The 25,928-nt window shown below is 38.0% G+C and carries 26 protein-coding genes and 1 tRNA gene; 22 read left to right on the forward strand and 5 right to left on the reverse strand.

Annotated elements, in window-relative coordinates; all coding sequences use genetic code 11:
- Nucleotides 1-23 precede the first annotated feature (23 nt).
- Entirely contained in the window at nt 24-1,043 is a 1,020-nt protein-coding gene (locus tag JBW_RS08755; RefSeq protein ID WP_235334170.1) for a GDP-mannose 4,6-dehydratase, read from the reverse strand.
- A complete protein-coding gene (locus JBW_RS08760; RefSeq protein ID WP_007959402.1) occupies nt 1,009-2,946 on the reverse strand; it encodes a glycosyltransferase in 1,938 nt (645 codons plus the stop codon). The genes JBW_RS08755 and JBW_RS08760 overlap by 35 nt, the downstream gene beginning before the upstream one ends.
- Nucleotides 2,947-3,111: 165 nt before the next feature.
- On the opposite strand from JBW_RS08760, the gene JBW_RS08765 reads away from it, so the two are divergent.
- From JBW_RS08765 to JBW_RS08780, 4 genes are all read left to right on the forward strand, one after another.
- Nucleotides 3,112-3,945 carry a hypothetical protein gene (locus JBW_RS08765; protein ID WP_007959400.1) on the forward strand — a complete coding sequence of 278 codons (834 nt, stop codon included), beginning with the start codon at nt 3,112-3,114 and terminating at the stop codon, nt 3,943-3,945.
- Nucleotides 3,946-4,008: 63 nt separating this feature from the next.
- Nucleotides 4,009-4,932, forward strand: coding sequence for a hypothetical protein (locus JBW_RS08770; RefSeq protein WP_007959398.1), 924 nt, complete (start codon nt 4,009-4,011; stop codon nt 4,930-4,932).
- A 26-nt stretch (nt 4,933-4,958) separates the two neighbouring features.
- A complete protein-coding gene (locus tag JBW_RS08775) occupies nt 4,959-8,165 on the forward strand; it encodes a glycosyltransferase (protein ID WP_007959396.1) in 3,207 nt (1,068 codons plus the stop codon).
- A gap of 101 nt (nt 8,166-8,266) precedes the next feature.
- The gene (locus JBW_RS08780; protein ID WP_007959394.1) at nt 8,267-8,695 is read left to right on the forward strand and encodes a hypothetical protein; all 429 of its coding nucleotides are present in this window, start codon (nt 8,267-8,269) and stop codon (nt 8,693-8,695) included.
- Between the two features lie 30 nt (nt 8,696-8,725).
- On the opposite strand, the gene JBW_RS08785 is transcribed toward JBW_RS08780, so the two are convergent.
- Nucleotides 8,726-9,484: a hypothetical protein gene (locus JBW_RS08785; protein WP_007959392.1), complete on the reverse strand. Its 759-nt coding sequence runs from the start codon at nt 9,482-9,484 to the stop codon at nt 8,726-8,728.
- A 444-nt stretch (nt 9,485-9,928) separates the two neighbouring features.
- Here JBW_RS08785 and JBW_RS08790 point away from each other — a divergent pair, with 444 nt between their 5' ends.
- The 15 genes from JBW_RS08790 to JBW_RS08855 all read left to right on the forward strand — a co-directional run bounded on the left by JBW_RS08790 (nt 9,929) and on the right by JBW_RS08855 (nt 20,912).
- Entirely contained in the window at nt 9,929-11,011 is a 1,083-nt protein-coding gene (locus JBW_RS08790) for an efflux RND transporter periplasmic adaptor subunit (RefSeq protein WP_007959391.1), read from the forward strand.
- 13 nt (nt 11,012-11,024) lie between these two features.
- Nucleotides 11,025-11,711, forward strand: coding sequence for an ABC transporter ATP-binding protein (locus JBW_RS08795; RefSeq protein WP_007959390.1), 687 nt, complete (start codon nt 11,025-11,027; stop codon nt 11,709-11,711).
- A gap of 12 nt (nt 11,712-11,723) precedes the next feature.
- Entirely contained in the window at nt 11,724-12,938 is a 1,215-nt protein-coding gene (locus JBW_RS08800) for an ABC transporter permease (protein ID WP_007959389.1), read from the forward strand.
- Nucleotides 12,939-13,224: 286 nt separating this feature from the next.
- Complete coding sequence (gene nadD, locus JBW_RS08805; protein WP_007959387.1) at nt 13,225-13,842, forward strand: nicotinate-nucleotide adenylyltransferase; 618 nt, start codon at nt 13,225-13,227, stop codon at nt 13,840-13,842.
- A gap of 126 nt (nt 13,843-13,968) precedes the next feature.
- Complete coding sequence (locus JBW_RS08810) at nt 13,969-14,220, forward strand: RNA recognition motif domain-containing protein (RefSeq protein ID WP_007936252.1); 252 nt, start codon at nt 13,969-13,971, stop codon at nt 14,218-14,220.
- A gap of 67 nt (nt 14,221-14,287) precedes the next feature.
- Complete coding sequence (gene yqeK, locus JBW_RS08815; RefSeq protein WP_007959386.1) at nt 14,288-14,944, forward strand: bis(5'-nucleosyl)-tetraphosphatase (symmetrical) YqeK; 657 nt, start codon at nt 14,288-14,290, stop codon at nt 14,942-14,944.
- A 38-nt stretch (nt 14,945-14,982) separates the two neighbouring features.
- The gene (locus JBW_RS08820; RefSeq protein WP_007959385.1) at nt 14,983-15,963 is read left to right on the forward strand and encodes an LCP family protein; all 981 of its coding nucleotides are present in this window, start codon (nt 14,983-14,985) and stop codon (nt 15,961-15,963) included.
- 85 nt (nt 15,964-16,048) lie between these two features.
- Nucleotides 16,049-16,417, forward strand: a complete 369-nt coding sequence (gene rsfS / locus JBW_RS08825) for a ribosome silencing factor (RefSeq protein WP_007959379.1) — start codon at nt 16,049-16,051, stop codon at nt 16,415-16,417.
- Nucleotides 16,418-16,473: 56 nt separating this feature from the next.
- Nucleotides 16,474-17,352, forward strand: coding sequence for a S1 RNA-binding domain-containing protein (locus JBW_RS08830; RefSeq protein ID WP_007959378.1), 879 nt, complete (start codon nt 16,474-16,476; stop codon nt 17,350-17,352).
- 264 nt (nt 17,353-17,616) lie between these two features.
- Nucleotides 17,617-18,534: a chemotaxis protein gene (locus JBW_RS08835; RefSeq protein ID WP_007959377.1), complete on the forward strand. Its 918-nt coding sequence runs from the start codon at nt 17,617-17,619 to the stop codon at nt 18,532-18,534.
- Nucleotides 18,535-18,628: 94 nt separating this feature from the next.
- Nucleotides 18,629-18,704: transfer RNA gene (locus tag JBW_RS08840), tRNA-Ala, on the forward strand.
- A 288-nt stretch (nt 18,705-18,992) separates the two neighbouring features.
- Nucleotides 18,993-19,430 carry a JAB domain-containing protein gene (locus JBW_RS08845; RefSeq protein ID WP_007959376.1) on the forward strand — a complete coding sequence of 146 codons (438 nt, stop codon included), beginning with the start codon at nt 18,993-18,995 and terminating at the stop codon, nt 19,428-19,430.
- 343 nt (nt 19,431-19,773) lie between these two features.
- Nucleotides 19,774-20,103, forward strand: coding sequence for a DUF960 family protein (locus JBW_RS08850; protein ID WP_007959375.1), 330 nt, complete (start codon nt 19,774-19,776; stop codon nt 20,101-20,103).
- A 206-nt stretch (nt 20,104-20,309) separates the two neighbouring features.
- Nucleotides 20,310-20,477 (forward strand): hypothetical protein, encoded by a 168-nt coding sequence (locus JBW_RS25270; RefSeq protein WP_007959374.1) that lies wholly within the window; start codon nt 20,310-20,312, stop codon nt 20,475-20,477.
- 102 nt (nt 20,478-20,579) lie between these two features.
- On the forward strand, nt 20,580-20,912 hold the full coding sequence (locus tag JBW_RS08855) for a hypothetical protein (RefSeq protein ID WP_007959373.1): 333 nt from the start codon (nt 20,580-20,582) through the stop codon (nt 20,910-20,912).
- Between the two features lie 29 nt (nt 20,913-20,941).
- Here the strand turns inward: JBW_RS08855 and JBW_RS08860 are convergent, their stop codons facing one another.
- On the reverse strand, nt 20,942-21,160 hold the full coding sequence (locus JBW_RS08860; RefSeq protein WP_007936281.1) for a hypothetical protein: 219 nt from the start codon (nt 21,158-21,160) through the stop codon (nt 20,942-20,944).
- Nucleotides 21,161-21,301: 141 nt separating this feature from the next.
- On the opposite strand from JBW_RS08860, the gene JBW_RS08865 reads away from it, so the two are divergent.
- Nucleotides 21,302-22,069, forward strand: coding sequence for a formate/nitrite transporter family protein (locus JBW_RS08865; RefSeq protein ID WP_007959372.1), 768 nt, complete (start codon nt 21,302-21,304; stop codon nt 22,067-22,069).
- Nucleotides 22,070-22,259: 190 nt separating this feature from the next.
- Nucleotides 22,260-23,519 carry a Zn-dependent hydrolase gene (locus JBW_RS08870; protein WP_007959371.1) on the forward strand — a complete coding sequence of 420 codons (1,260 nt, stop codon included), beginning with the start codon at nt 22,260-22,262 and terminating at the stop codon, nt 23,517-23,519.
- Nucleotides 23,520-24,104: 585 nt separating this feature from the next.
- Here JBW_RS08870 and JBW_RS24950 read toward each other — a convergent pair.
- Nucleotides 24,105-24,254, reverse strand: coding sequence for a hypothetical protein (locus tag JBW_RS24950; protein WP_158453451.1), 150 nt, complete (start codon nt 24,252-24,254; stop codon nt 24,105-24,107).
- Nucleotides 24,255-24,509: 255 nt separating this feature from the next.
- Here JBW_RS24950 and JBW_RS08875 point away from each other — a divergent pair, with 255 nt between their 5' ends.
- Entirely contained in the window at nt 24,510-25,928 is a 1,419-nt protein-coding gene (locus JBW_RS08875) for an aldehyde dehydrogenase family protein (RefSeq protein ID WP_045820606.1), read from the forward strand.

Here is a 25,928-nt window from a genome sequence, read left to right on the forward strand (position 1 = left end):
GCTGAAGCGGGGTTTTACTTTACTTATTTTAATAGGTTTATATCATTTAGTAACATTTCTTCGATAATTGTTGAAAATTTCGTTTTAGGCTGCCAGCCTAAATCGTTATAAATATTGGAGGCGTCACCTAAAAGAGGAATTTGTTCTCCAGGTCTGAAAAAGTTGCTGTCGATTTCTATATATTTTGTATAGTCAAGATCTACCAATGAAAATGCAAGATCCAATAAATCACGAACTGTATGAGGAATACCAGTGGCAATTATATAATCTCTAGGCCCATAGGGGTTATTTAGCATCAGCCACATGGCTTCCACGTATTCAGGGGCGTATCCCCAATCTCTGATGGCATCAATATTGCCCATTTGAATTCTGTCTTCACGGTTCAAGTAGATCTTAGCAGCTCCTGACGTAATTTTTCGTGAGACAAAGGCATGATTGCGGCGGGGTGATTCATGGTTATAGCAAAATCCAGTACAGGCATATAAGCCATGATGTTCACGATAGTTCTTTACCACATAATGACTGGCTAACTTTGAAATTCCATATATGGAGCGAGGATTAAATCTTGTTGTTTCCTGTTGTGGTACAACATCAGTGTTACCAAATATTTCACTTGAACCTGCAAAATAAAATTTACACTGTGGTACCAATTCTTTGATACTAGAAAGAAAAAAATGTGTTGGATTTAAATTGGTTTCAAGAATAGAAGCTTCATCTTCAAAAGAATAGCTAACAAAGCTGGCTGCGGCTAAATGATAACATTCATCGGGCTTTATGGCATCAATAAGTTTGTAAATTGATAAATGATTATTTAAAGAACATACATGCAGCTTTAATTGGTTAAAATCATTTTTTAAGAAGGAGAGCTTTTGCTGGTTTTGAATACTTGAAGGTCTAATTACTCCATGAACTTCATATCCTTTTTTGAGTAATAGTTCAGCTAAATAGGAACCATCTTGCCCATTAATCCCAGTAACAAGAGCTTTTCTCATTATTATCCCACCAGTTTTAAATAAAATTAATTTTTGCAGATGAATTTTCAATGAAATTAAGAACAGTTTGTTGCAAGTTCCCAATATGAATATCGCTTGGTAGCGGACCAAGAGATAAGTGTGTTGCTATTTGCATAGCAAGGTTCTTATAGATAGCCATTGAGTAGTTAGTAGGGTGCAATATATGATAACAGATTGGAGTTACTACTTTTTTGACAGGTACTTTGGATAAGATTGGTACTAGTGGTACCCAATAGTCCCACCACGGTAAACCGATGCATAAATTTGTAGGTGGATACATCTTAATAAGATCCCTGTCGAAAAAGAAGTAGTCGAATCCATTGTAGAAATTTCCATTCAGGTTATCTAGAGACGTAACATCTACTCTAGAACCAAAAACCATTGAGTTCATTGCTTGCGTATACATGAATAGCGGAAGATTCGCTTTTCCGAAATAAATGTCTGAATTGACAATACCGCAAATTTTACAATCTTGGGCAGTAAAATAAGAGAGAATATTATCAACATAGATATAAGGTTTTCCATATTGTGCTCTGGCATCTCTATTTGCTGGCACAAATTCAATATAAGGAAAATGATGTTTTACCAAATTCATTTCATCTAGAGTATTAATTGAGACTACTTTAAAACCACAATGAAGCCAGCTTTCAATGCATCTCTTTTGTGTTCCAATATCCTTCGTTGCCGCTATGGAGGTAGCAATGGTTATTTGTGTAGTTGATCTATGATGAAAATTTGGGGCTCGACTAGGTGAATTGAAGATGTGTTGAGCATCTTCTACAAGTTCAGATAACTGGTAATTAAAATTCTCTATTTTCTCCTTGTAGAACATCTGGGCTTTTATTTCCTCTGAGCTGCTGGGACCAGGAGTGGATACTGGCAGTAAATCGGAGATTTTTCTGGCTAAATCAATTGCATCAGCGCGCGCAAAATAGATTCCAAAGTTTTGCTCCTGATGTATGGCTAGGTCTGAGAGGATAATCTTTTTGCCTAATAGCTGACATTCTTGTGCAGTTAGGTTTAAACCTTCAAATAGGGATGGATGAACGACAAAGAGGCTGCGACGCATTAGCTGTATTTGATCCTGACGTGGTATCAATCCAAGAATATGAATAAGGTCAGCTATATTTAGATCACTAATGTATTTTTGTAGTCCAATAAAATAATCAGGGTTACGATAATCAAATGTTGAACCAGTACATACAAGATGTACATCTTGGCCTGATTGACGCAAAATAGCTATGGCTTTAAATAGCGTTGCATGATTTTTATGAATCCAAAACTGATTTGAACATAAGATAAATTTATCAGGCAGATTATATTTAAATTGAGTTTGATAGGCATCCCCGGTGAACCATTCTTGTTTGGGGTGTACGGGAATGGGTAATACTTTCGCTTTAGCAGTAGAAGAAGGATAAAACTGTAAAAAATCTTTTTTTACATCGTTGCTGGTGAAAATGACCAGAGGTGTATTATCAGCAATTTTTTTAAATTTAGCGTTGCGGTTTTGAATATCCGCAGGTGTAAAAAGCTGGGGAAGATAATGGTGCTGAAAATCAGGTATCCATGGAATGCCGGGTTTGCCGAGATATAGATCTGAATTGATTGGCAACAGTATATCTATATTTTGGAATAAGTCATTAATGGAAGCATAATGGGCAAATGGATATTGAATCAACATTTGTGCAGTGGTTAAGTTCTCGCCCACAAAGATTAGACCGTCGGTTAGCGGGATAAGGTGTTCATGTAAAGGCAGAAGGTCATAAGAAGCCAAGTACGGCAAATTCTCATCTGTAATAACTAGGAATAGTTTGGGACGCTCTTCTTTGGGGATTTGTATGACAGAATGGATAATGGAATCTACTATTGTAACACCTGCATACCAGTATTTACTTCCGATAAGAGGTAGTCCTATACGTGTATTTTTAAGCATATAATCTCCTCTTTATAAATAAATTTGTATAACTTTATTTTAGTATATTAATAATCTTGCATTTTGGTGCTTATATGTAACATGTATATGTATATGAATTATGGAAGATAAATTGTTACCTTAGATTGTATAGATGGTATAAATTGTTGAAGTAGGAGGGAAGTCATGATTCAGAAGATAACGATTGCTACGTCATTAGCACCAGGTAAAGAGATTGATATCCAAAGAGAAGCTGTTTGTAGTTGGCAAAAAATTGGATTCACAGTGATATCAGTGAATTGCGAAGAGGAAATCACCATATTAAAACCTCAATTTCCTACAATTGAATTTGTTCGAGTTTTAAAAGATGCCAGAAAACAATATGGTAAGCCTTATGTTTATTTTGATGACATAATGACCGTTTTATTGAAACAGGACTGTAAGGTTTGTGGAATTGTCAATTCAGATATTCAATTAGTGAAAGCAGAGTTATATTCTTTACTTTTAAAAGAGGCTGTAGGTTCTTTGATTTATGGGTCTCGTACGGATGTGGAAAACCTTACGTGTACAGGAGGTGAAGTAGTGGAAGAAGGGTTTGATTATTTTTTCTTTGATAAGTCGGTTATTGCAACTTACCCCCCATCTGCATTTTGTCTTGGTCTGCCATGTTGGGATTATTGGGCAATACTGGCGCCTTTATTTTCAGGTATACCTGTAAATAAAGTTATGACACCTCATGCTTACCACATAAAGCATAAGGTTAATTGGAATAATGAAATCTCTAATCAATTATTCCATTATTTATTATTGCGACATATTAGGCCACTTTCTATTGAGGCTGCTTCACCTTACTATATACTGGAATTTATCGAACGATACTCGAGGAAATTAACATTATATGATGAGAATTATGATAAAGAAACAAGACAAAAATTGGTATCCCAGATTAAAGACGTAATCATCAAAGGTGAGATACAAGGAAGAATTATTGATAAATTACTGTTTTTCAAGATGATGTAGTATCATTTTTTAGAATTGATAGGAATAAGTTAGATTAATGGAATAAGACAATGAGGTGGTTGTATGAAGGATTTTGTGTGTACTACCCCCATAGCGTTGATTATATTTAATCGTCCTGACCTTACACAGCGAGTTTTTGCAGAAATTCGTAAAGTGAGACCCGAAAAATTATTAGTAATTGCCGATGCCCCTAGGCCAAATAGAGAGGATGACATAGAAAATTGTGCTTTAGTCCGTAATGTGATTGAGACCATTGATTGGGATTGTGAAGTTATAAAAAACTACTCTCCCATACATTTAGGCTGTGGGAGACGTCCAGCTACTGGAATTGATTGGATTTTCAGCTTAGTAGAAGAAGCAATTATATTAGAAGATGATTGTTTGCCTCATCTAACATTTTTTCCATATTGTCAGGAACTCTTGAAAAAATATTCTGATGATAGACGTATTATGAGCATTTCAGGGAATAACTTTCAGTATGGTAGACGACGAACAGCAGATAGCTATTATTTTTCTCGCTATACACAGACATGTGGTTGGGCAACATGGAAAAGAGCCTGGCAGTATTATGACTTTGATATGAAAATTTGGCCGGAAGTTCGCAATGGACAATGGTTATTTGATATTTTTGGTAGTATGCAGGTGGTTGCCCATAATCATCAGCCTCAATTTGAAGTGATTGGCGGAGTGAAGATTGCCCAGTATTGGCACCGTATGTTTGAGGCTGCTTATCAAAAAAAAATAGATGCTTGGGATTTTCAATTTGCCTTTGCTTCTTTTTTGCAAAGTGGTTTGCATATCTTACCTAATCAGAATTTGATATCCAATATAGGCTATGGTCCAGAAGGGACCCATACTAAAAACATGGAAAGTCCTCTTGCTAATATTCCTGTAGAAGCCATGGGCTTTCCTTTAAGGCATCCTCCATTTATCATTCGTGATGCTTGGGCCGATGCTTTTTTACAGGCCCATAACTTTTCCTACTGATGTTTTGAATAGGGAGATGAGAAGTAGTGCGTGTAGTACATATCAATCTTTTTGATAAACATGGAGGAGCAGCAAGGATTTCCTGGACTCTTATGAACTATCTGACAGAAATGGGGCATGAGGCTACTACTTTTGCTCACCACACAGTGTCCCAGGATGATCGAGTGATTCAAATACCCTTTTTACAGACTGCATGGCAAAAGAAACTGCTAGATCAGCAAGGTCAAGAGGGCTTGTTTGATCTATATTCTGCAGCATTGTTAAGAGTATTAAATCATCCTTTGTTTGAGCAGGCTGACTTGGTTCATTTACATTGTATTAATGGAAATTATTTTTCTTTTTTGCTGCTGCCCTTTTTGGCCTCTAAGCCCTTAATCTGGACGTTGCATGATCCTCTAGCCTTTACAGCAAATTGTTTATCTACCGATGTTTGTAATGGCTGGAAAAACGATTGGTGTGCAGCATGTCCTCAAGATGCAGAAAATAAGAGCGGATTGCAGCGTGAAGTGGTACAGCTTATTAAAAGTTTAATGTATAAAGTTACTAATTTTACAGCTGTATGTCCTTCTGCATGGTTAGCCCGGCAGGCGAAAGAAAGCATCCTGCAAGAGAAAGATATTCGGCTGATTTATAATGGCGTTGACATAGATACTTTTCATCCTGGCAATAAGGAAGAGCTGCGCTTAAAATTAGGGTTGCCTATCAATAAAAAAATTATCTTATTTGCCGCTCATGGTGGTTTGAATCACTCCTATAAGGGAGGAAATTATTTATGTGAAGCTTTATTAGAACTACATAAGCAGTATCCAGATATTATCTTACTTACTATAGGATCATACAGTGTATCTGTTTTAGATGACTTTCCTATCCTTCATATTGACATCCCTTTTATTGATAATCAACAGCATTTGGCGGAATACTATGCTGCCGTTGACCTCTATGTTTCTCCCACACTATCGGAAGTGTTTGGTCTTACTATTTGTGAAGCTATGGCATCCGGCACGCCAGTTGTTGCTTTTGCTGTAGGAGGAATTCCTGAACTGGTAGTTCATAAAGAAAATGGTTATCTGGTGGAGCGGGGAAATATAGGAGAGCTTATTCATGGCATGTCTTATTTCTTGGGAGATGAGGAAATTAGACAACGAGCTGGTAAAGCTGCACGCCTGCGAGTGGAAGAAAAATTTAGTGATAAACGTATGGTAGAGGAGTATATAAGCTTATATGAAGAAATATTGAAAAAAAGTGAGCCCATTACAGGTGACAATAAAGATTGGAATCCTTATAATGAGGAGATTGTTCAACTAATAGAGTGTTGTAAAATTAAAGGTTGGAGTTTTGTTTGGAAAGCGTTTCATCATAAGTATTCTAATTTTAAGGTGGAACAGAGTAGAGAAAAACTGCAATTTGTGGATCAGTTTTGTAATCATTGTCTTAAAAGAATCAATCCTATTTCAGAAAGCCATGTTTTATGGGACGTGATTGCCCAGTGGCAGAGTTACCGTCCAATACCAGAAAATGGCAATGATTTACGACCAAAAGAAATGGAAGCTCTTTATGACTTTATTAAGACGCTGCGTGAATGTCTAACTGCGTACTTTAGTAAAGTACCCGAAGGTACGTCCATTCAGCTCAAGGAGGATCAGCAGCAACGACTTTATATGCTTTGGCAGCAGGTATTTTTAAATGACTTTTTATCTTTGCCTGTGCAAGAAAAAAATAGTCTTACACTCATGGATTCTGCTGGTTTTAAAGAATTTCTCTTAGTCAGTATGTATCGACCAATGGATGCAGAGCAATTTAATATCGATATTGTTCAATTGTGGCAGGAAGAGGCGATTCCTGAGTATTATAAGGTACTTATCACGTTTTGGCTGCTGCATGTTCCTTATTACAATCTTGAGGGAAGGCATCGAGATAAAATTCTAAAATATGCTTCTGATTTATTTTCCATGCATATTCCAACAAGTACATTTATTCCTTTGGTAAATGAATGTACCAAAGTTCTTTGGCGTATTTCTTATATTGGTGGTAATAATCTACCCGCGTTAGCTGGATTTGGCGATTTTATTGCTGCTCACATGGAGCAGTATGTTTCACGAAATAAAAAAGTGAATGCTGGTTTTAAGAAAACCAGCAAAAAGAAAAAATTACGCATCGGTTATATTTCACGATTATTTTACGAGCAGGCTGTTAGTTACTATATGGTAAATCGAGTGATCCATCATAATAAGGATAACTTTGAAGTATACACCTTTGCTTTAGGCAAAGCTTATGATGAAATGACCAGTATTTTTGAGAAGCATAGTAGCCGTTTTAAACATTTTAAAGATATTGATGCGATTGAAGATGTTTATCGTGTTATACAAAATATTATTGATAGTAAGCTTGATCTATTAATCTATACGGATATTGGCATGGACCCTTTGACTTATATGCTGGCGGGACTTCGCTTAGTGCCAATTCAATGTGTATTAGTAGGTCATGGCACAACCACTGGATTGCCGACTATTGATTATTATATTAGCGGTGATTTTGAGCCGCCTGATGCCAGCTCTCATTATCGAGAAAAATTAATAAGACTGCCTAACCTGGGAGCAGCTCAGTTTCCGCCACCTTTTGCAGATTCTATTCCCGTCACCCGTAAAGATTGGAAAATACCTGAGGAGGCTGTGGTTTTTGTCTCTTGTGCAAATGGTATCAAGCATGGTCCAGCGCGCGACACTTTGTTGGTGGAAATTCTAAAGCGTATTCCTAATGCCTGTATATTGCTTAAGCCATGCCATTCAACTAATCTTGATAATCAGTTGGGAGAACGAATCAGGCAGGCTGCAAAAAATGCTGGGGTTGAAAATAGATTGTTTATTGTACCTCCTTTAGGCAGGATTGATGCTCTATTGGCAATTGCTGATATTCAATTAGATACATATCCTTACGGAGGCTGGACGACGTCCCTGGAAGCACTGTATATGGGATTGCCTATGGTAACGCAGGAGGGAGATATGGCCCGAAGCAGGTGGGGATCTCATATGCTTCGGGCGCTTGGAATACAGGAAGGCATTGCGACGAATGAAGAGGAATACGTTGAATGGGCCGTGAGATTAGCTTTTAATAAGGAACTTAGGGAACAGATAAAGAAGAAAATAACTGGGCAAGTAAGAGAGGTTTTATTTAATGGTTCAGCAGCACAACCACATTATGAAAGTGCCTTACTAAAAATTTTTGAGGAAAGATAATAGATTTAAGTACCTTTCTAAGATCGGTGCATATACTACAGTACAAATAATGGTAAAGTAGATCCTTAAAAGGTTATCAGAGAGAGGGGAGGAGAACTATAATGGGAAAGCCTCAGAGGGGGGACGATGAAAATTCGGAACCTTTGGTACAGGAAAGTCAATTTTGGCAGCCGCCTATTCCTCCATTGGAAAAAATAACAAATCGCATCAAAAATATGCAGCCAGATAGTACCTTTTTTCCGACCATTTCAGAAGAAACATTAGAGCAGCTATTAGGTGATGAAAATCTTGTTGCTCAAGATGGCGAGCAAAAATATTATATCTTGCCTGATCAGAGCGCATTACAAAAACTGATGGATACGATGCCAGTAGTTGCATCCGGTGAAATTAGCCAAAATCGACGCTGGCATAAAACTAATGTGGATGTAAGTGACGAGGAGAGTCAGTCATGGGTTAAAGTAATGGAGATTCTTCAAGATATGGATAAAAGGTTAGAGAAAATTGAAAAGTTATTACATAAAAATGAATAAAAAAGCAGACCAGTTTGGTCTGCTTTTTTATTAGCCTTGAGGACAAATATCAGTACAAGGACCAATTTGATGGCTGCTGTCAAAAGAACCTTTTACTGTAAAGGAAGAGAATCCATTAGCGATTGCTTGGTCAGATAATTCAAACGGCCTGATCCCTTCTATCCACAAGTTTTCGCTTCTCCACAACTTATCAATAATTTTTCCTGAAATAGTAATTTGTTGAGGAGTCGTTACAACAGCGTTAAATTGGGCTACAAGGCAGGAACCATCAATTCTTGTTAATTCATTCTTTAATTGCTGCCCAGTTACTGGTATGCAATCTGGGAATCCATAGAAAGTAGTAAAGGTTTTAGTAAAGGTTGGGAGTGGAAGAATGATTGGGTTTGTGGTGCAATTGCCGCAGATGAGTACCAATCCAATTCTGACTGTTATACTCTGGCAGCCTTCATCAATTTGTTCATCAGCGCACCATAGAATAACCTGGCAAGTTTCACCTACTGTAAGTGTTGGGAAATTGAAGGTTCCATTGCATTTTACACGGCATGGTCCTACTGGAGGGTAGGCTATGCATTTCGTAAATTCACCAGAATTGCCAATAAGTACGACTTCCTCAACACAAATATCATGGCATTCACATGTTGGTATCCTGCTTACTGGGGTAGTTGTAGTACCAAAAACGGGTCCGCAGTTGTTAAAGATACTAAGACAGCTATTGCAGGGGCAGTTTGGCTCACATTGACGGGTCAATTCACAAAAATCAGGAATCTCAAAATACTTGCTGTCTATCATAGCAAAAGCCTCCTTTAAAATGTTGGATTTTAGATAAATGTTTAGTATCTAAAGTAATAGGCATCCCTCCTGAAAAAATAAAGAATACTTATATACTCTTAATACATAAGACTTTTATATTCTTAATTCATAATATGTTTTTTCTTCTGAAAGGTGCCATCAACAAGAAAAAATGTAATATTTTCGAGTGTAGTTGACGTCTTAATTATTTCTAGGGGATTACTGCGTTTTACCCCATGTTATGCATCTTGAACTGCTTTGGGAACTCGCACCGAGTATAGATCTAAAAGGTTTCGTCAAATGTAAAAAGCAATAAAACAGCACAAAAATGCTGTTTTATTGCTTTTTATAAAAAAACTTAATTGACCATATAGCTGAAAGACCATACAATAGGATTGAAGAAAACAGAATTCTAATGGATTCAAATTTTGGGAGGGAGACCTTATGCAAGTTCAAACTTTATGGCAAAAAGGGTACCAGTATAAAAAAATCATACTATTATTAATCATTGTGGGTGTGGCAGCTACATATGGAATCAGGATGTATTTAGATAAAAGTAAGCCCGTAGTTACAACGCAGTTAGTATCAGTAGAGCGAGGCGACATCGTGTCATTGGTATCAGCTACTGGTACGATCAAGCCTGTAAATATGGTTGATATTAGTTCAAAGATAACTGGTTTAATAAAGGAAGTCAGAGTGCTTGAAAATGAGCAGGTAAAAGCAGGGCAAATATTGATCTTATTGGATGATAAACGGCTCATGGCACAAGTATCTCAGTCACGAGCCAAGTTAGAAAACACATCGGCAAATTATCAGCGGAATTTACAATTAAATCGTATCGGAGCTATCTCCAATCAACAGTTGGATGCTTCAATTATGGATTATAGTGTGGCTCAGGCAACCTATGATGATGCTGTATCCCAATTAGATGATACTGTCATTAAAGCACCGATTGATGGTGTTATTATTGGTAAGCCGATTCCTGCTGGGCAGACAGTGGCTCCGGGGATTTCCACTCCTATGGTTCTCATGAGCGTGGCCGACTTGTCAAAAATGCAGATTGAGGCCCAGGTCGACGAATCTGATATTGGAAAAATTGCATTAGGGCAAAGGGTGACGTTTACCGTAGATGCCTACATTGATAAAGTGTTTTCAGGAACGGTATCGAATATATCCCAGAAGGCGAATATAACACAAAATGTAGTCTATTATGTAGTAACCATTGATGTTGAAGGGCCCGGAACAATGCTCAAACCTACTATGACGGCCAGAGTATCGATACAAAGCGGGGAAAGTAAAAATACAATACTTGTACCCTTGTCTGCTATTAAGGAAAATAAAGGCCAGCCATATGTTCAGACAATGGTCAATGGCAAGGTTGAAAATATCAATGTTACGACTGGATTGTCTGGCGAAGATAAAGTTGAAATTATTAGTGGTCTTGCGGATGGTGATCAAATAGTACTGCCGCAGGCAAAAGCACCATCTCAGGTTTCGGGAAATATGCGCGGTTCACTTGGTCGCTAAGGAGGGATCGGCAATGAGTATTGTACTTTCCAACATAAAAAAAATATACCAGATGGGCGGTACCCCTGTTGCTGCTTTGGCAGGAATCACATTGGGGATTGTTGGTGGAGAATTTACTGCAATTATGGGGCCGTCAGGGTCGGGTAAGTCGACTTTGATGAATATATTAGGCTGCCTTGACAGGCCTACCAGCGGATCTTACATGCTAGATGGAGAAGAGGTAGCTACGTTAAAAGATGATGAATTGGCAGTCACCAGAAATAAGAAAATCGGGTTTGTATTTCAGAACTTTAATTTGCTGCCTCGTATGTCAGCTCAACAAAATGTAGCTCTGCCTCTTGTATATGCAGGAGTAATGAAACAGGAACGAGATTCCATGGCTGCTGCTGCTCTATCTATGGTGGGTTTAGCCGATCGGATGCATCATCGTCCTAATGAGTTGTCTGGCGGTCAGCGCCAGCGTGTGGCGATTGCGCGGGCCTTAGTGAATAACCCTAGTATTATTATGGCAGATGAGCCTACCGGCAATCTTGACAGTAAATCCGGCAATGAGATCATGGAGATTTTTACGAATCTTAACAACGAAGGGCGAACCATCGTTTTGGTTACACATGAAATAGAGATTGCTCAATTTACAAGGCGTATTATCTCTTTTCGTGATGGCCTGATTGTCAGTGATGAGGCGTTGCTCAAAGTCTAGGAGGTGATTTTTTTGCTGTGGGAAAGCATTATTATAGCATTAGAAGGATTAAAGGCGAATAAACTGCGTTCTATATTGACGATGCTGGGAATTATTATTGGTGTAGGTGCCGTCATTGCAATGGTGTCGATTGGTATGGGTGTGCAAAATAAAATACAAGATTCAATTGCTGGCTTAGGGAGTAACCTTCTGATTATTACCCCTGGTGCCACATCACCTTCTGGTGTGAGGCTGGCTGCTGGTTCCAACACCACTCTGACCAATAAAGATGCCCAGGCAATAGGGCGTCAAATCGAAGGTGTCAGTGCCGTTGCGCCTAGCGTTAGTAAGCAATACCAACTGGTGTATGGGAATAAAAATTGGATGACAACGGTCCAAGGGACTACACCTGAATTTGTGAGTGTCCGGAACTTTAATGTGGAGTTGGGACGATTTTTCTCGAATCAAGAGGTAGACACACGAATGAGAGTTGCAGTTCTGGGGAAAACCACTGCTGATAATTTATTCGGTACCATCTATCCTGTGGGACAGACGGTACGTATTAATTCAGCTCCCTTTGTCGTAGTTGGTGTATTTGAGGGAAAAGGGCAGTCAGCAGGTGGTATGGACCAAGATGATGTTGTAGTGATTCCCTTAACGACAGCTCAAGAACGTATGATGGGGATTAGTTATATACAAACCATTAGCGTACAGGCGGCTAGTCCGGATAGCATTAATCAGGCACAAGAGGACATTACCTCTCTTTTACGTTCGCGCCATAAGTTAACAAAAGATATGCCAGATGATTTTACGGTTCGTAACTTAGCTGCAGTTATGGCTACAGCAGAGGAAACGACAAAAACCATTACATTGCTTCTAGGGAACATTGCAGCAATCTCTTTATTAGTTGGTGGTATTGGTATTATGAATATTATGCTGGTATCTGTGACAGAGCGTACAAGAGAAATCGGTATTCGAAAAGCCCTAGGTGCTACCTATCGCAATATTTTACTGCAGTTTCTTATTGAAGCCATTGTTATTGGTGTAACAGGTGGTTTGATTGGTATTGGATTAGGTATTGGCACAGCATATGCCATTTCAGCAATTGCTGGCTGGAACACTGCTATTTCTTCAGGTTCTATTTTTATGGCCTTTGGATTTTCCGTAGCGATTGGATTATTTTTTGGTATCTATCCTGCCAGAAAAGCAGCATTATTAGATCCGATTGACGCATTGCGCTATGAATAAAAAGTAAGTATTTTGTGATAAAATAAGGTGAAAGGATATGATAAGGAGATAGATGATGGGATACTTTTATTCATTAATGAATTACTTGAAAACGGACAAAGGAAAACATGATTGCTTAGACTATATTCGGGCCATTGTGATAATGGCGTCGGTCATGGCGGGCATTCGAATATTACTTTATGCTTTATTGCAATAGAAGTTGTAGTTTTATATAGGAAAAAATAGTCTTGTCTTTTTGAGGTGTGATATAATAAGACCAGACTATTTGTATCGTAGGAGAACCTTTATGTCAGATAAAAAACGTAAGATTGGTATTATGGGTGGTACCTTTGATCCTATACATACTGGTCATTTGGCAACGGCTGAAGCAGTCCGTGTGGAATATGACCTTGAAAGAGTATTATTTATTCCAGCAGCAAATCCACCGCATAAACAGCATTTTCGGGTAACGAAACCACTACATAGGTACATTATGACCGTAATGGCTACCTATTCCAATCCTCATTTTCATGTATCGCCCATCGAAATAGAACGGCCAGGGCTGTCCTATGCGATTGATACGGTATTAGAACTAATTAAACAATATGGGGATAATACAGAGTTTTATTTTATTGTTGGTTCCGATACCGTACAAGAATTAGCATCATGGAAAGACATTGATCGCCTTTTAGAGATCTGTCATTTTATTGCTGCCAATCGACCAGGCAGTGCTTATACACTAGAGGATATAATAAAACCTTTTGGTGAGAAAGGTTTTAAACGTATCCACTCTTTACCTACCCCTGAACTAGAGATATCCTCTACAGATGTACGAGAGAAAGTACGGCAGGGAAGATCAATTAAATATTTTGTTCCTGAAAGTGTTGAGATTTATATATGCAAAGAAAATTTGTATAAAGAATAGTAGTAAAAAGAGTTTAAACATACCATGTTTGCCTTTTGGCAAATAAAGTTAGGCATAAATACTTTAGTTTCGTAGATAATGTTAGTACAATCGTTTTTAGAATTTAACAAAGAAAGGTGATTCCAAATGTCAAAAACACTTTATGTGGGTAATTTGCCTTGGTCAACGAGTGATAGTGATTTAGCTGATGTGTTCAAGGAGCATGGCAATGTAATTTCAAGTCGTATTATCACGGATAAGGAAACAGGTCGTTCTAGAGGCTTTGGCTTTGTAGAAGTGGATGATGATGATGCTGATAAGATGGTTAGTATGATGAATGGCAGTGATTTCGGTGGGCGGCAGATTGTTGTAAATGAAGCTAGACCAAGAGAACAATAATTAAAATGTAAGCCTTCTTTATAGGAGGCTTTTATTTTTTAGCAGGGAATTCAACTATTTTGGCGAAATGTGTACTATTACAGACATAGTTATTTGTGGATTCAATGGTTCAATTTTAAAATATTGCGGTGAGAAAATGGATTATGAATATATTCTAATTCGATTATCAAAAATGTTATCGCCCAAAAGACTGCAGCATTCGATTGGTGTTAGCAAGACAGCAGAGGAAATGGCTGAACGCTTTGGGGGGGACAAGGTTAAAGCTGGCTTAGCAGGCCTTTTGCATGATGCAGCTCGTGAGGTACCTGTATCGGATCTCTTGCCAATAGCACAAGCCTTTGGTATAGTGGTGAGTGATATAGAAAAAGCAGAACCTATATTGCTGCATGCTCCCATTTCAGCTAAGTTAGCTGAGAGTAAGTTTAACATCCATGATGCAGAAATTTTACAAGCAATTTTTCTGCATACAACAGGGGGAGCTCACATGTCGTTATTAGATAAAATTATTTATTTAGCAGATGTGATTGAACCTGGTCGTAATTTTGGAGGCTTAGAAGAAATTAGGGCAATGGCTCATAGTGATTTGGATAAGGCACTGCTGTTGGCATTGAATCAAAGCATAGCTTATATTTTGGAAGAAGGCGGCTTAATTCATCCGGCTACCATTGAAGCTCGAAATGATCTTTTAATCAAGCAGCGTACACCGATATTGCATACTACATAGAAAAATCTTTAGGTTATGTCTAGAGAGGAGGAAAACGCATGTCACGCCTGCGTCCTCAGCGTCGTAAAATACGTTGGAAGCGATTGTTTTTGCTATTATTTATTTTGTTTACATTTATAACCTCTTTAACCTGGGCAGCAGTACATACCTATCAAAAATTTTCTGCAGCACCTGTCCTAAGTACAAAAGTGGAAACCAGCACAGTCGTCGAAGAAACAGGTCCATATATGAATATACTAGTGATGGGCGTAGACGACGGTGATAATGAATATCCTAATGCACCTAGACGGTCGGACACGATGATTGTTGTCAATATCAATAAAGAAAACGGTGCGCTGCATTTATTATCCATTCCACGGGATACTCGAGTTGCCATTCAGGGACATAAGGGTGCCGAAAAAATTACCCATGCCTTTTTTTATGGAGGATCTTCTTTAGCCGTAAAGACTGTTGAGCAGTTATTACAAATTCCCATTCACCAATATATTGTTATTGATTGGCAGGCATTTATTGAGGTTGTAGAGATATTGGGCGGAGTTGATTTATATGTAGAAAATGATATGGATTATGAAGATCCTTACGCTGATTTAGCAATTCATCTGAATAAAGGCTACCAGCATTTAGATGGTAATAAGGCGGGGCAATATGTCCGATTTCGTAGTGATGAGCTGGGTGATATTGGTCGTGTACAGCGGCAGCAGCGTTTTTTAAAAGCCATGGTGGAAAAGACAATGAATGTAAGTACTCTTTTAAAAGTACCAGCCCTGCTGCATACTATGAGTCAATATATAGCAACGGATATAACGACATTTAAGATGTTAAAGGTGGCTAATTCTTTAAAATCCTTTAAGGCAAGTGAGTTACATGTGGACATGCTGCCAGGAAAATTTGCTACCATTGACGGTATTAGTTTCTGGAGTCACGATCAGCAGCAGACCCAGCAAATCGTGGATCGTATGCTAACTAGTGAAAATGCTAAGATGAGTGGTATATTTACTGACCCAAAAAGCAACAATTAAAAGATAAGAACGACACAACAATGTACTATGAAGTTAATAGTCAAATAAAAATAAGATGAATATTTAAATTTTAGGAGGATTTTTGATGAGTGATACAACTAAAACCTTAGAAGAAATGATTGTGGCGGCGGCTGAAGATAAAAAAGCGACGGATGTTGTGGTTCTTAATGTAGATGGTGTTTCTTCTGTTGCCGATTTTTATGTGGTATGCAGTGCGAAGTCTACCATACAAGTACAAGCGATTGCTGATAATATTGAAGATGAACTAAAAAAACAGGGAATTGATCTATTGCACAAAGAAGGACATCGTCAAGGACGCTGGATCTTACTGGATTTTGGTTCTGGCATTGCACATATTTTTGTAGAAGAAGAAAGAGAGTACTATAACTTAGAACGCCTTTGGGGTAAAGCTCGGGCAATGGATAGTGAAGAACAGTTGAGTGAAAATAAATAATTTGCCAATGCCTTGGATCGTAAGTCTAAGTCTTGGTGGCACAGGTGGTGGTTATAATGGAAACAACAAACAAGCTGACTCCAGGTAGTGTAGTGACGCTAAAAGCAGTTAGATCTAGTGAATTTGGTATTTTTTTAGATGCTGGCACTGGCAATACGAATGATGATATTTTATTGCATAAACAGCAGCAAACTACAGATACGATAACAATTGGGGATGAAATTCCTGTGTATTTGTATCAGGATCCTAAAGGTCGCCTTACAGCAAGTATGCGTTTGCCTAAAATGCAGGTAGGACAGGTGGCTAGAGTTACTGTGATCAATACTACCCGTGATGGAGCCTTTGTTGATATTGGTGCTGAGCGTGGTGTATTTATGCCATTTGCTGGTATGCGCGGTAATTTAAAACGCGGTGATAAGGTCTGGGTGAAGCTCTATATCGATAAATCAGGACGACCGGCAGTAAGCATGGAAGTAGAAGATGAGTTGAGAAGGGCCTCTGTTCCGGCAACGGATGCTAAAATTGGTGATATGATTACTGGTTCCCTTTACAACTATAATGAAGAAGGGGCTTTTATTTTTACGAAAGAGCGTTATATTGCGTTTATGCATACGAGTGAAATTACTACAAGACCCAATGTAGGAGATGAGATTACAGCGCGTATTACTCATATTCGCGAAGATGGGCGTATTAATGTTTCTATGCGTCCTCTAAAGCAGGAAGCAATTGATACGGATGGGGATGCCATACTCTCTCTGCTGCATTCTCGTAATGGTAAAATGCCTTATAGTGATGATACTTCACCTGAAATCATTAAGGAAAAATTTCATATTAGTAAGTCTGCTTTTAAAAGAGCCCTAGGAAGGCTAATCAAAACAGGATATGTAGAGCAACGTGATGGTTGGACCTATCTTTTGGAAAAAGAGAAAATATAAAGAATGCTTTAAAAAACTTGTAGATCAAGTGATTGTTTGCCAGGGCTGGAATGTTGATATTAGGATATGGATGCCTTACTTTATAAAAGATTATTGTCGCTAAAACGACAATAATCTTTTATATTTGAGGAATTTTACCAGAAAATTAGTTTAAAAAGAAGGAATTATTGGTTTTTCCGAGAAATGTTAGAAAAGTAAGTGGTAAATGAAATAGATAGGCAATCGCAAATTGCGATAAGCAATATAAAAACTGGAGGCGTTTCTATGGGTGAGGCTGCTAACGCTAAAAAAGGAATATTATTAGAAACGGGTACAAACGAATTTGAAATTGTAGAATTTACGGTTGGTAAAGTCAATTATGGAATCAATGTTGCTAAGGTTCGAGAAGTAATTAATCTGGTTCCCATTACTCAAATGCCAAATTCCCATCCTTACGTTGATGGTATTTTTACGTTACGTGGAAGGGTAATGCCATTGGTCAATTTACCTCGTTGTTTAGGGACAGAAGATTTAGAATCCAGTACTAAAAATATTATTGTAAGTGAGTTAAATAATTATTTTATTGGTTTCTTAGTAAATGAAGTTTCTCGCATCCATAGAGTATCTTGGTCTGTTATGGAGCCACCTCCTAATGTTACTAACTCAGATATGGTTGTTGGCATCATAAAAATGGGCGAAAAAATGGTTATTTTGCTAGATTTCGAAAAGATCGTCGCGGACATTAATCCTCAAATTAATATTAAACTGACAACAGTTCCTAAGAGTACTGATGAACTGAAAGAGCAGCGAAAAACGAAGAACATAATTGTAGCAGAAGATTCTAAGATGCTCAGGGACTTATTGGTTGAAACACTTCATGAATCTGGTTATATTAATATTACTGCCTATAATAATGGAAAAGACGCGTGGGATGCATTAGCTGTGTTGGCAGAATCTGAGGCACCGATTGAAGAGAGCGTTAATTTATTAATTACGGATATTGAAATGCCCCAGATGGATGGTCATCATTTGTTAAAACGCGTTAGGGAGGATAGAGCTTTAGCAAAATTGCCAGTTATTATCTTTTCATCTTTGATTAATGAAGAAATGCGTCGCAAAGGTGAAGCGATTGGTGCTGATGGGCAAGTTTCTAAGCCTGAAATTGCACAATTGATTGGTTTGTTAGATGAAAAATGTTTTTAAGCATTTTTATTGACATTATGTAACTAACTATGATAATATAATTCATGTCGGCAAGAAATTGCTAAAAGTATTGCTGATGTAACAACTAGATTGTGGGGGTGTAGCGCAGTTGGGAGCGCGTCTGAATGGCATTCAGAAGGTCAGCGGTTCGATCCCGCTCATCTCCACCAGTAAATGATAGGCTTCGCGGAATTTTTTCTGTCGGAGTCTTTTTTTATTTTATTTATTGTGGGATTTGAGGCATATATTGATCAATGTGGAAAATACAAAGAGAGCCTTCAGCATATGCGGCAAACCGTAGCGTTGTCACGACAAATAAGGTAGTCTGCTCCATTTCATGCAATGAAGGATTTAGTGTAGGATTGTCGAATAAACTATTGTTTTCAATAATTACTAATCCATGCCATAATGAAAAATATAGGTAATGTATTATTGCTGTAGGCAAAAGAGGTGTGTAGATGTATAGAATACCGCGATATAGTATAACGCTAACAAAAGATGGTTCTTTTAAAAGTGAAATTAAGAAAATTACTAAAGCAGAAGATGCGTACGAAATCATGAAACCGATGATGGAAAATTTACCAGTTGAACATTTTCAAATCATAATGCTTGATGCCAAATGTCAAGTAATTGGGACAAGTTTAGTAACCATAGGAACAATCAGTGAAAATATTGTTACGCCGATAGAAATATTTCAAAGGGCCATATTAGCAAATTCTAAAGCTATCATTTTGGTTCATAATCATCCGTCAGGGGATCCGAAACCTAGTCGTGAAGATATAGCATTAACAAAACAAATAGTTGAGGGTGGAAAAATACTACAGATAGCAGTTCTTGATCATATTATTATTGGTGATGACAAATTCATTAGCCTTAAAGTGGATGGGTACATATAATTTTCACAGAAAGGTCTATTGACAGTAAACTTTAAATAGCAAAGCCTTAGTTTCATCGTTCGAAAGAGACGGGGGCTCTATTTTTGCTTTGTGCAATTCCACGAAAACAAAAAACATCTTAAAACGTTTAAGTGGGAAGAAAAGAAAGTAAATTTAAGAGTTTGCAAAATGCAAACTCTTTTCATCTTATTTCAGTTTAGTATAACGTCGTTGAAGTTAGACTCAATACTTACTTTTTAAATTATTTTTACACTCTCCGGAAATTAGTTCTGTACATGCTCTAGGTTGCATAAATTAATATATAAAAGAGCATTAGGAAAAATATCGAATGGGAGTGTTTCTCATGTTTGAGCAGAAATATGCTACTAGTTTAGTGGCGTCATCAGTAGGCATAGATATACAGATTATACTTTGGGAATTAATTGCTCAATGGGAGAAGGATGATTTCCAAGTCGATGCCCGTCAGATTTTTGAATTATCCATTGAATATGCAGGTGGTGAGGTATTTCAGAAGATAGTGCATAGACAGGAATCGCCCCAGCGGGTAGAAACATTTTATTATAAGACGATCAGATACCCTATTGATGCTATAATATGGGTTGTAGGCAGCGAAGAGGGTGGAGAAATGATGCTACCCAATGAAGTGAAAGAATCAGATGCAAGTACCTCATAAAATAATGGATTTTTGCATATAAATATAAGAGGAAGATTCTCCTTATTGGATGGGCGAACCGCTTATGAATTCCAATTTTTATTAGTGAGGGTTCAAAGTGGTTAAGCTCTCGATAAATGAGACTTAGATTCAGATGGTAAACTAAGGTTATTTATCTGAGTCAAATCTTCTTTATTTTTTGCACATTATTGAGGAAGGAGAATGACATGAGCAAAGACATTATTTCTTATACTTTAACTCATGATGAATTAGAAACGATGCTGTCATCTGAGTACGGTACAAAGGTTGAGCCAGTGGATTTAAAGCAGCTTAACAAACAAAAAATGAATCAGCAAAGAGCGAGAATGATGGAAAAAAATGGGTATAAGAGGTAATAATAAAAAACCACTTTTTTAAAGAGTGGTTTTTTTATTTTATCATTCTATTATGATATACTGTATCATGAATAGGATAACTAAAATAAGAGAGGTAAATGAATGTCAACTTCAAAAGAATCATCAAAGGGAAAATATCTGCAAATCATAAAACTGGGAAAGTTGTATTTATATTTATTGATTTTAGGGCGGCTTGTTTATTTAATACAACGGGTATCACTTCCTACAGATATACCTATGGACAGTCCAATTATAGATGTTGGAAAGTTTATGCTCCAATCGGTTATTGGGAACGAAGTTGTAAAAAGTGTATGTATCTTGGTTTTGCTCCTTTATACCATGTTTGTGGCAATTGAGAGCTTCGTGGTATTACGTCAGTGGTTCGTATCATATTATACCAAATATAAAAAGAAGAACATGCTAGAAAAAGAGTAATACAATATAATCTCAATCATAGATATTTTTTAATCCTTTTCGATAAAGCGAATATGCCAAAGGGATTCGTTTGTTGAGTTCTCTGCATCTAAAGAAAAGCTTCTGCATACATGTTGCAGTGAATTGATTAGGTCAATTGGAACTGGTTTTCCGCAACAAATGCAAGACAGGTAATCTGTTTTGAATAAATCGGAAATTGGGATCGCAAAGGTTCGAGTACAGGACAAGCAGGTAAATTCAATTGTCATGACACACCTCCTTAGTATCGCATAGTTGCTATCTTCGATTGATTACCTTAATTTCCTGCTTAGTTATAAAAAAATCCATTATTTATTTGTGATCTTTCATTAAATTAGTAAGCTAAATCGATATAGTTTTGGAGGCAACAGATGTATTACGAAGAAATAAAGAAAGTTTCAAGTGCAGCCCAGGCAAAAGGAGCGCTATTAAAGGGAAGTCCTATCAAATACTTATTGTCATCTGTTCTAGCAGGAATGTATGTCGGTCTTGGTATATTACTTATTTTTACCATTGGCGGACTTTTGTCTCAAGCTGATTCTCCAGCGGTGAAAATTATTATGGGAACCTCTTTTGGTATTGCCTTGAGTCTGGTTATTATGGCAGGGTCGGAGCTTTTTACAGGCAATAATATAATTATGACAATTGGCAGGATGGAAAAGAAAGTAACGATTAGTGAAGTATTTACTATACATATTCTTAGTTTTATTGGGAATTTACTAGGCTCTTTTTTATTAGCATCTTTATTTATTTTATCAGGGCTTGGACAAGGAAGTACGGCGATGTTGATGGTTAAAATTGCACATAGCAAAGTATCTTTGCCATGGATGGAGCTTCTGGCGAGGGGAATATTGTGTAATATATTAGTTTGCCTTGCGATTTGGTGCTCTTTTAAAATGAAAGAAGAAGCTGGAAAGCTCATCATGATTTTTTGGTGCCTTTTTGCCTTTATTACAACGGGCTTTGAGCACAGTGTTGCAAATATGACCTTACTGTCGGCAGTTTTGATCATGCCTGGAGCAGATGCTGTTTCTCTTTTGGATTTTATCTATAATATCAGTTGGGTTACTTTAGGCAATATGATTGGCGGTATCTTTTTTGTAGCCTTGCCTTATTGGTATATATCTAAACAAAGTTAACGGTAAGCTAAATAATGAAAATTGTATGAATAATTTGTTTTTTTATGCCGAAAATGGTGTTATGTTGACATACATATAGTAATGGATTAAGATAAATATATGATTTAAGAAATTGGCAATGGCGCCTAGGTTGTATAGACAGCCTAGGTGTCTCTTTTTTCTTGAAAATTTGTAAAAGTGAGATGGTTATATGGTTTGTTACAAGCGACTGGAAGAAAATTTTCAAAGATTATCGACAATTGGAAGGCAAGATGGGGGCGGAATTACACGTCTTGCCTTTGGTGATGCTGATTGGGAAGCGCGGAACGTTATAATAGAACTTATGAAGAATGCAGGGCTAAAGATTCGCGTTGATGCTTTTGGCAACGTCATTGGACGTCGGGAGGGCTTATGTTCCGAGAAGCCCGTGGTAATGCTTGGATCTCATATTGATAGTGTCCCAAATGGAGGGAATTTTGATGGGGTTGTTGGTGTTTTAGGGGCGATAGAAGCATTGCAATGTCTAGAGGAGCAGCAAGAGCAAAATGATCATCCTATTGAAGTTGTGGTGTTTATGGCTGAGGAATCTAGTCGGTTTGGCGTTGCTACATTGGGGAGCAAGGCATTTTGTGGAAAACTTTCTCCTCAGAATTTAGTTCAGTATAAGGATAAGGATGGTATCACCTTAGGTGAAGCGATGCAGCAAAGAGAACTTGCACCAGAGAACATCCGGCAAGCCCAATATGAAGGAGATATTAAAGCGTTTTTAGAGCTACATATTGAACAGGGGAAGGTTTTAGAGACAACAAATCATCAAATTGGAATCGTAACCGGCATTGCAGCGCCTACTCGTTTCAAGGCAATAGCAACAGGTCAGGCGGATCATTCAGGAGCTACTCCAATGAACATGCGTCAAGATGCCTTAACAGCTGCAGCAGAAGTGATTTTATTGGTAGAACAATTGTCAAGAAAGGTTGCCCATCTGGGAGTCGTAGGAACAACAGGAGTAATTAAAGCGGATCCAGGTGCCATTAATGTAATCCCAGGACGTGTGGAACTTGGAATTGATATTCGTGCAATTCAATTAGCAAGTAAGCAGTGGGTCGTTGATGAACTAATTGCAGGAATTGATAAAATTAAGACGCAACGAAGTGTAAAGATTGAGATGATTACACTTACAGATGAGACTCCCGTTGAGCTTTTAGCAGAAATGGTTGAAGAGTTACAAGATGTGTGCAAGCAGCATCCTTATCCGAATATGTTGATGCCTAGTGGCGCAGGACATGATGCAATGCATTTAGCTTCCTTGGCTCCTACTGGTATTGTATTTATTCCCTGCCAGGGAGGAGTTAGCCATAATCCAGCAGAGTGGGCAAGTATGGATGATATCGTAGCGGGGACTGAGATCCTCTTGACGGCAATTCGTAAGATTGCTAAGTTGGAGTTTACCTGGAAGAAAGCAAAGCTATAATTTATAAGTTTTGATGCAATTACAGTCATTACATCTGTCTACGTCAATTTAGCTACAAAAGTATTATGAGCAAGAATACCTGATCCAATAGAAGTTGCTTAGTGTAATACGCCAGGTATGATTCTTGCGATGATTATAGCTATGTTTATTCTATTGTAATAACGTAATACCAGCAGGCAGACCATTACAAATGTTCTGGACTTGCTTATTATTTGAGAATTTGTGAGTGTATTTTGAAAAAAGATAGTTAATTGATGTAAATCGAATTCTTAGGTGTTCGTTGATTAATGTTTTTGCAAGGATTAGGCTATTGGCAGCATGCCAGTAGCTTTTTCTGTGTCACAAGATCAACCCTTTTTGTAATAATTTATTTATAATTATTACGTATTAATTGCATCGTATTTATCGATTGAAAAGATGATAGAATTGATGTAAAATTTAGATAATATAAAATTAACTAAGACAAAAATTCGACGAAATATAGCAAATAGAAGAAAAATACAACTTCAAGGAAGAGATACATCTTATGTTATCAGTTATAGAGGTGGTTTAGAAAGGGAGAAGATGCAGTAGAAGGTCCATTAATTAGATCGATCTAGAAAGATAAAGTAAAATTACAGCAGCCGATGAATTCAAACCAGCTCTCAAACGAGCCATTGAATTAAACAAACCTGTTGTAATTGACGCAGCGATGATCAATAATCCGGTTCCAACTGCTGGACATTGGAACATCATGGATATCTATTCCCCAGGTAAAAAGTACATCATGTAAGTACGAATTAAACGCCAGAATATGGATCATGAATCGAATGCCCGAGGTTCCATGTTCGATTGAATTGCCACATGTTGCACGAGTGAAGGAAATTGGTTATATGGAACATGCATACCGCTGCTTAGAACATGCAAAAACATATTTTGCAACTCATGGGCGGGAATAGAGCGTAAAGAAATGAATTAAAAATATGGATAAATCTAAGGAGAATCATCATTATGGGAAAAGAAAAAGAAATCACAACGGAACAACAAGAAGAATTAGACGCAGCCTTTGAGAGAGCGCAGAAAGCGCTTGCCATCATAGCAACCTATGACCAGGCTAAGGTAGATCGTCTTTGTCAGGCAGTAGCTTGGTCAGTAGCCAACAAGAAAACATTCCTTGAATTAGTAGACATGGGCATTAAAGAAAGCGGTCTTGGTGATTATGTGAGCCGTCAGAATAAACGCTTTAAAATCCGAGGAGTTTTACGAGACGCTCTTCGTCAAAAAAGTATTGGAATTATCGAAGAAATTCCTGAAAAGGGAATCGTAAAATATGCAAAGCCTGTTGGTGTTATCGCATCCATTGTGCCGACCACCAATCCCGATCTTACCCCTGCAGGAACAGCGATTTACGCGATTAAGGCCCGGGATGTAGTCATTTTCTCCTCCCATCCTCGTTCGAAGAAGACGACAAATGAGACCATACGACTGATGCGGGAAGCTTTAGAGCGGGAAGGTGCACCGGCAGATATCCTGCAATGTCTAACGACTGCTAGTATTCCTATGGCGAAAGCCCTGATGGCGAAAGCCGATCTGGTTCTTGCCACTGGAGGGCAGCCCATGGTTCGGGCGGCTTACAGTTCAGGAACACCGGCTTATGGCGTTGGTGCCGGTAATGCAACTATGGTGATTGATGAGACGGCCGATCTTGCAGAAGCGGCTCATAATACAATGCTCAGCAAGACATCCGACTTTGGATCAGGATGCTCTGCCGATGGTAATCTGATCGTTGAAGAAGGGATTTTCGACAAGTTCTTGGATCGGCTTGTCATGGAAGGCGGGTATCTTGCGAATGAGGAACAAAAGAATAAACTTTGTAAGGTTATGTGGGATGAAGAAGGGCATCGATTAGCCAGTACAGTAGCCATCGCTCCTCAGCAATTAACTGAAATTGCCGGGTTTAGTATTCCAGCCGATCGGAAATTCATTATCATTATAGGTGATGGTATCGGCAAGGAATATCCGTTCTCTGGTGAAAAACTGACAACACTGCTTACGATTCATAAATACAAAACTGGTTTTGAGAATGCAATCCATATGATGCATGCCATTTATGCAGTAGGAGGCAAGGGACATTCGGTTGGAATTTATTCCTTCAATGATGACCATATTCACCGTCTTGCATTAGAGGCCCCTGTAAGTCGGATTATGGTTCGCCAGCCTCAGTCGAAGGCCAATGCCGGAGCATTTAATAATGGTATGCCGATGACGTCGAGTATGGGCTGCGGAACTTGGGGAGGCAATATTGTTTCTGAGAATGTTTGTCTCAAGCACTATATGAATACAACGTGGGTATCAAGGCCAATTCCAGAGGATCGACCTTCTGACCAAGAGCTGTTCGGAAAATTTTATGACCCAGAGATGGAAATTTAA

The organism is Pelosinus fermentans JBW45 (genome assembly GCF_000271665.2).
GTDB classification, from domain to species: domain Bacteria; phylum Bacillota; class Negativicutes; order DSM-13327; family DSM-13327; genus Pelosinus; species Pelosinus baikalensis.

Coding starts and splice junctions, on each gene's coding strand:
- JBW_RS08760 (WP_007959402.1), bottom strand. CDS start 2,946: ATGCTTAAAAATACACGTATAGGACTACCTCTTATCGGAAGTAAATAC.
- JBW_RS08860 (WP_007936281.1), bottom strand. CDS start 21,160: ATGACAATTGAATTTACCTGCTTGTCCTGTACTCGAACCTTTGCGATC.
- JBW_RS25270 (WP_007959374.1), top strand. CDS start 20,310: ATGAGCAAAGACATTATTTCTTATACTTTAACTCATGATGAATTAGAA.
- JBW_RS08870 (WP_007959371.1), top strand. CDS start 22,260: ATGGTTTGTTACAAGCGACTGGAAGAAAATTTTCAAAGATTATCGACA.
- JBW_RS08830 (WP_007959378.1), top strand. CDS start 16,474: ATGGAAACAACAAACAAGCTGACTCCAGGTAGTGTAGTGACGCTAAAA.
- JBW_RS08865 (WP_007959372.1), top strand. CDS start 21,302: ATGTATTACGAAGAAATAAAGAAAGTTTCAAGTGCAGCCCAGGCAAAA.
- JBW_RS08875 (WP_045820606.1), top strand. CDS start 24,510: ATGGGAAAAGAAAAAGAAATCACAACGGAACAACAAGAAGAATTAGAC.
- JBW_RS24950 (WP_158453451.1), bottom strand. CDS start 24,254: ATGATGTTCCAATGTCCAGCAGTTGGAACCGGATTATTGATCATCGCT.
- yqeK (WP_007959386.1), top strand. CDS start 14,288: ATGTGTACTATTACAGACATAGTTATTTGTGGATTCAATGGTTCAATT.
- JBW_RS08780 (WP_007959394.1), top strand. CDS start 8,267: ATGGGAAAGCCTCAGAGGGGGGACGATGAAAATTCGGAACCTTTGGTA.
- rsfS (WP_007959379.1), top strand. CDS start 16,049: ATGAGTGATACAACTAAAACCTTAGAAGAAATGATTGTGGCGGCGGCT.
- JBW_RS08790 (WP_007959391.1), top strand. CDS start 9,929: ATGCAAGTTCAAACTTTATGGCAAAAAGGGTACCAGTATAAAAAAATC.
- JBW_RS08820 (WP_007959385.1), top strand. CDS start 14,983: ATGTCACGCCTGCGTCCTCAGCGTCGTAAAATACGTTGGAAGCGATTG.
- JBW_RS08845 (WP_007959376.1), top strand. CDS start 18,993: ATGTATAGAATACCGCGATATAGTATAACGCTAACAAAAGATGGTTCT.
- JBW_RS08770 (WP_007959398.1), top strand. CDS start 4,009: ATGAAGGATTTTGTGTGTACTACCCCCATAGCGTTGATTATATTTAAT.
- JBW_RS08785 (WP_007959392.1), bottom strand. CDS start 9,484: ATGATAGACAGCAAGTATTTTGAGATTCCTGATTTTTGTGAATTGACC.
- JBW_RS08795 (WP_007959390.1), top strand. CDS start 11,025: ATGAGTATTGTACTTTCCAACATAAAAAAAATATACCAGATGGGCGGT.
- nadD (WP_007959387.1), top strand. CDS start 13,225: ATGTCAGATAAAAAACGTAAGATTGGTATTATGGGTGGTACCTTTGAT.
- JBW_RS08855 (WP_007959373.1), top strand. CDS start 20,580: ATGTCAACTTCAAAAGAATCATCAAAGGGAAAATATCTGCAAATCATA.
- JBW_RS08765 (WP_007959400.1), top strand. CDS start 3,112: ATGATTCAGAAGATAACGATTGCTACGTCATTAGCACCAGGTAAAGAG.
- JBW_RS08810 (WP_007936252.1), top strand. CDS start 13,969: ATGTCAAAAACACTTTATGTGGGTAATTTGCCTTGGTCAACGAGTGAT.
- JBW_RS08835 (WP_007959377.1), top strand. CDS start 17,617: ATGGGTGAGGCTGCTAACGCTAAAAAAGGAATATTATTAGAAACGGGT.
- JBW_RS08850 (WP_007959375.1), top strand. CDS start 19,774: ATGTTTGAGCAGAAATATGCTACTAGTTTAGTGGCGTCATCAGTAGGC.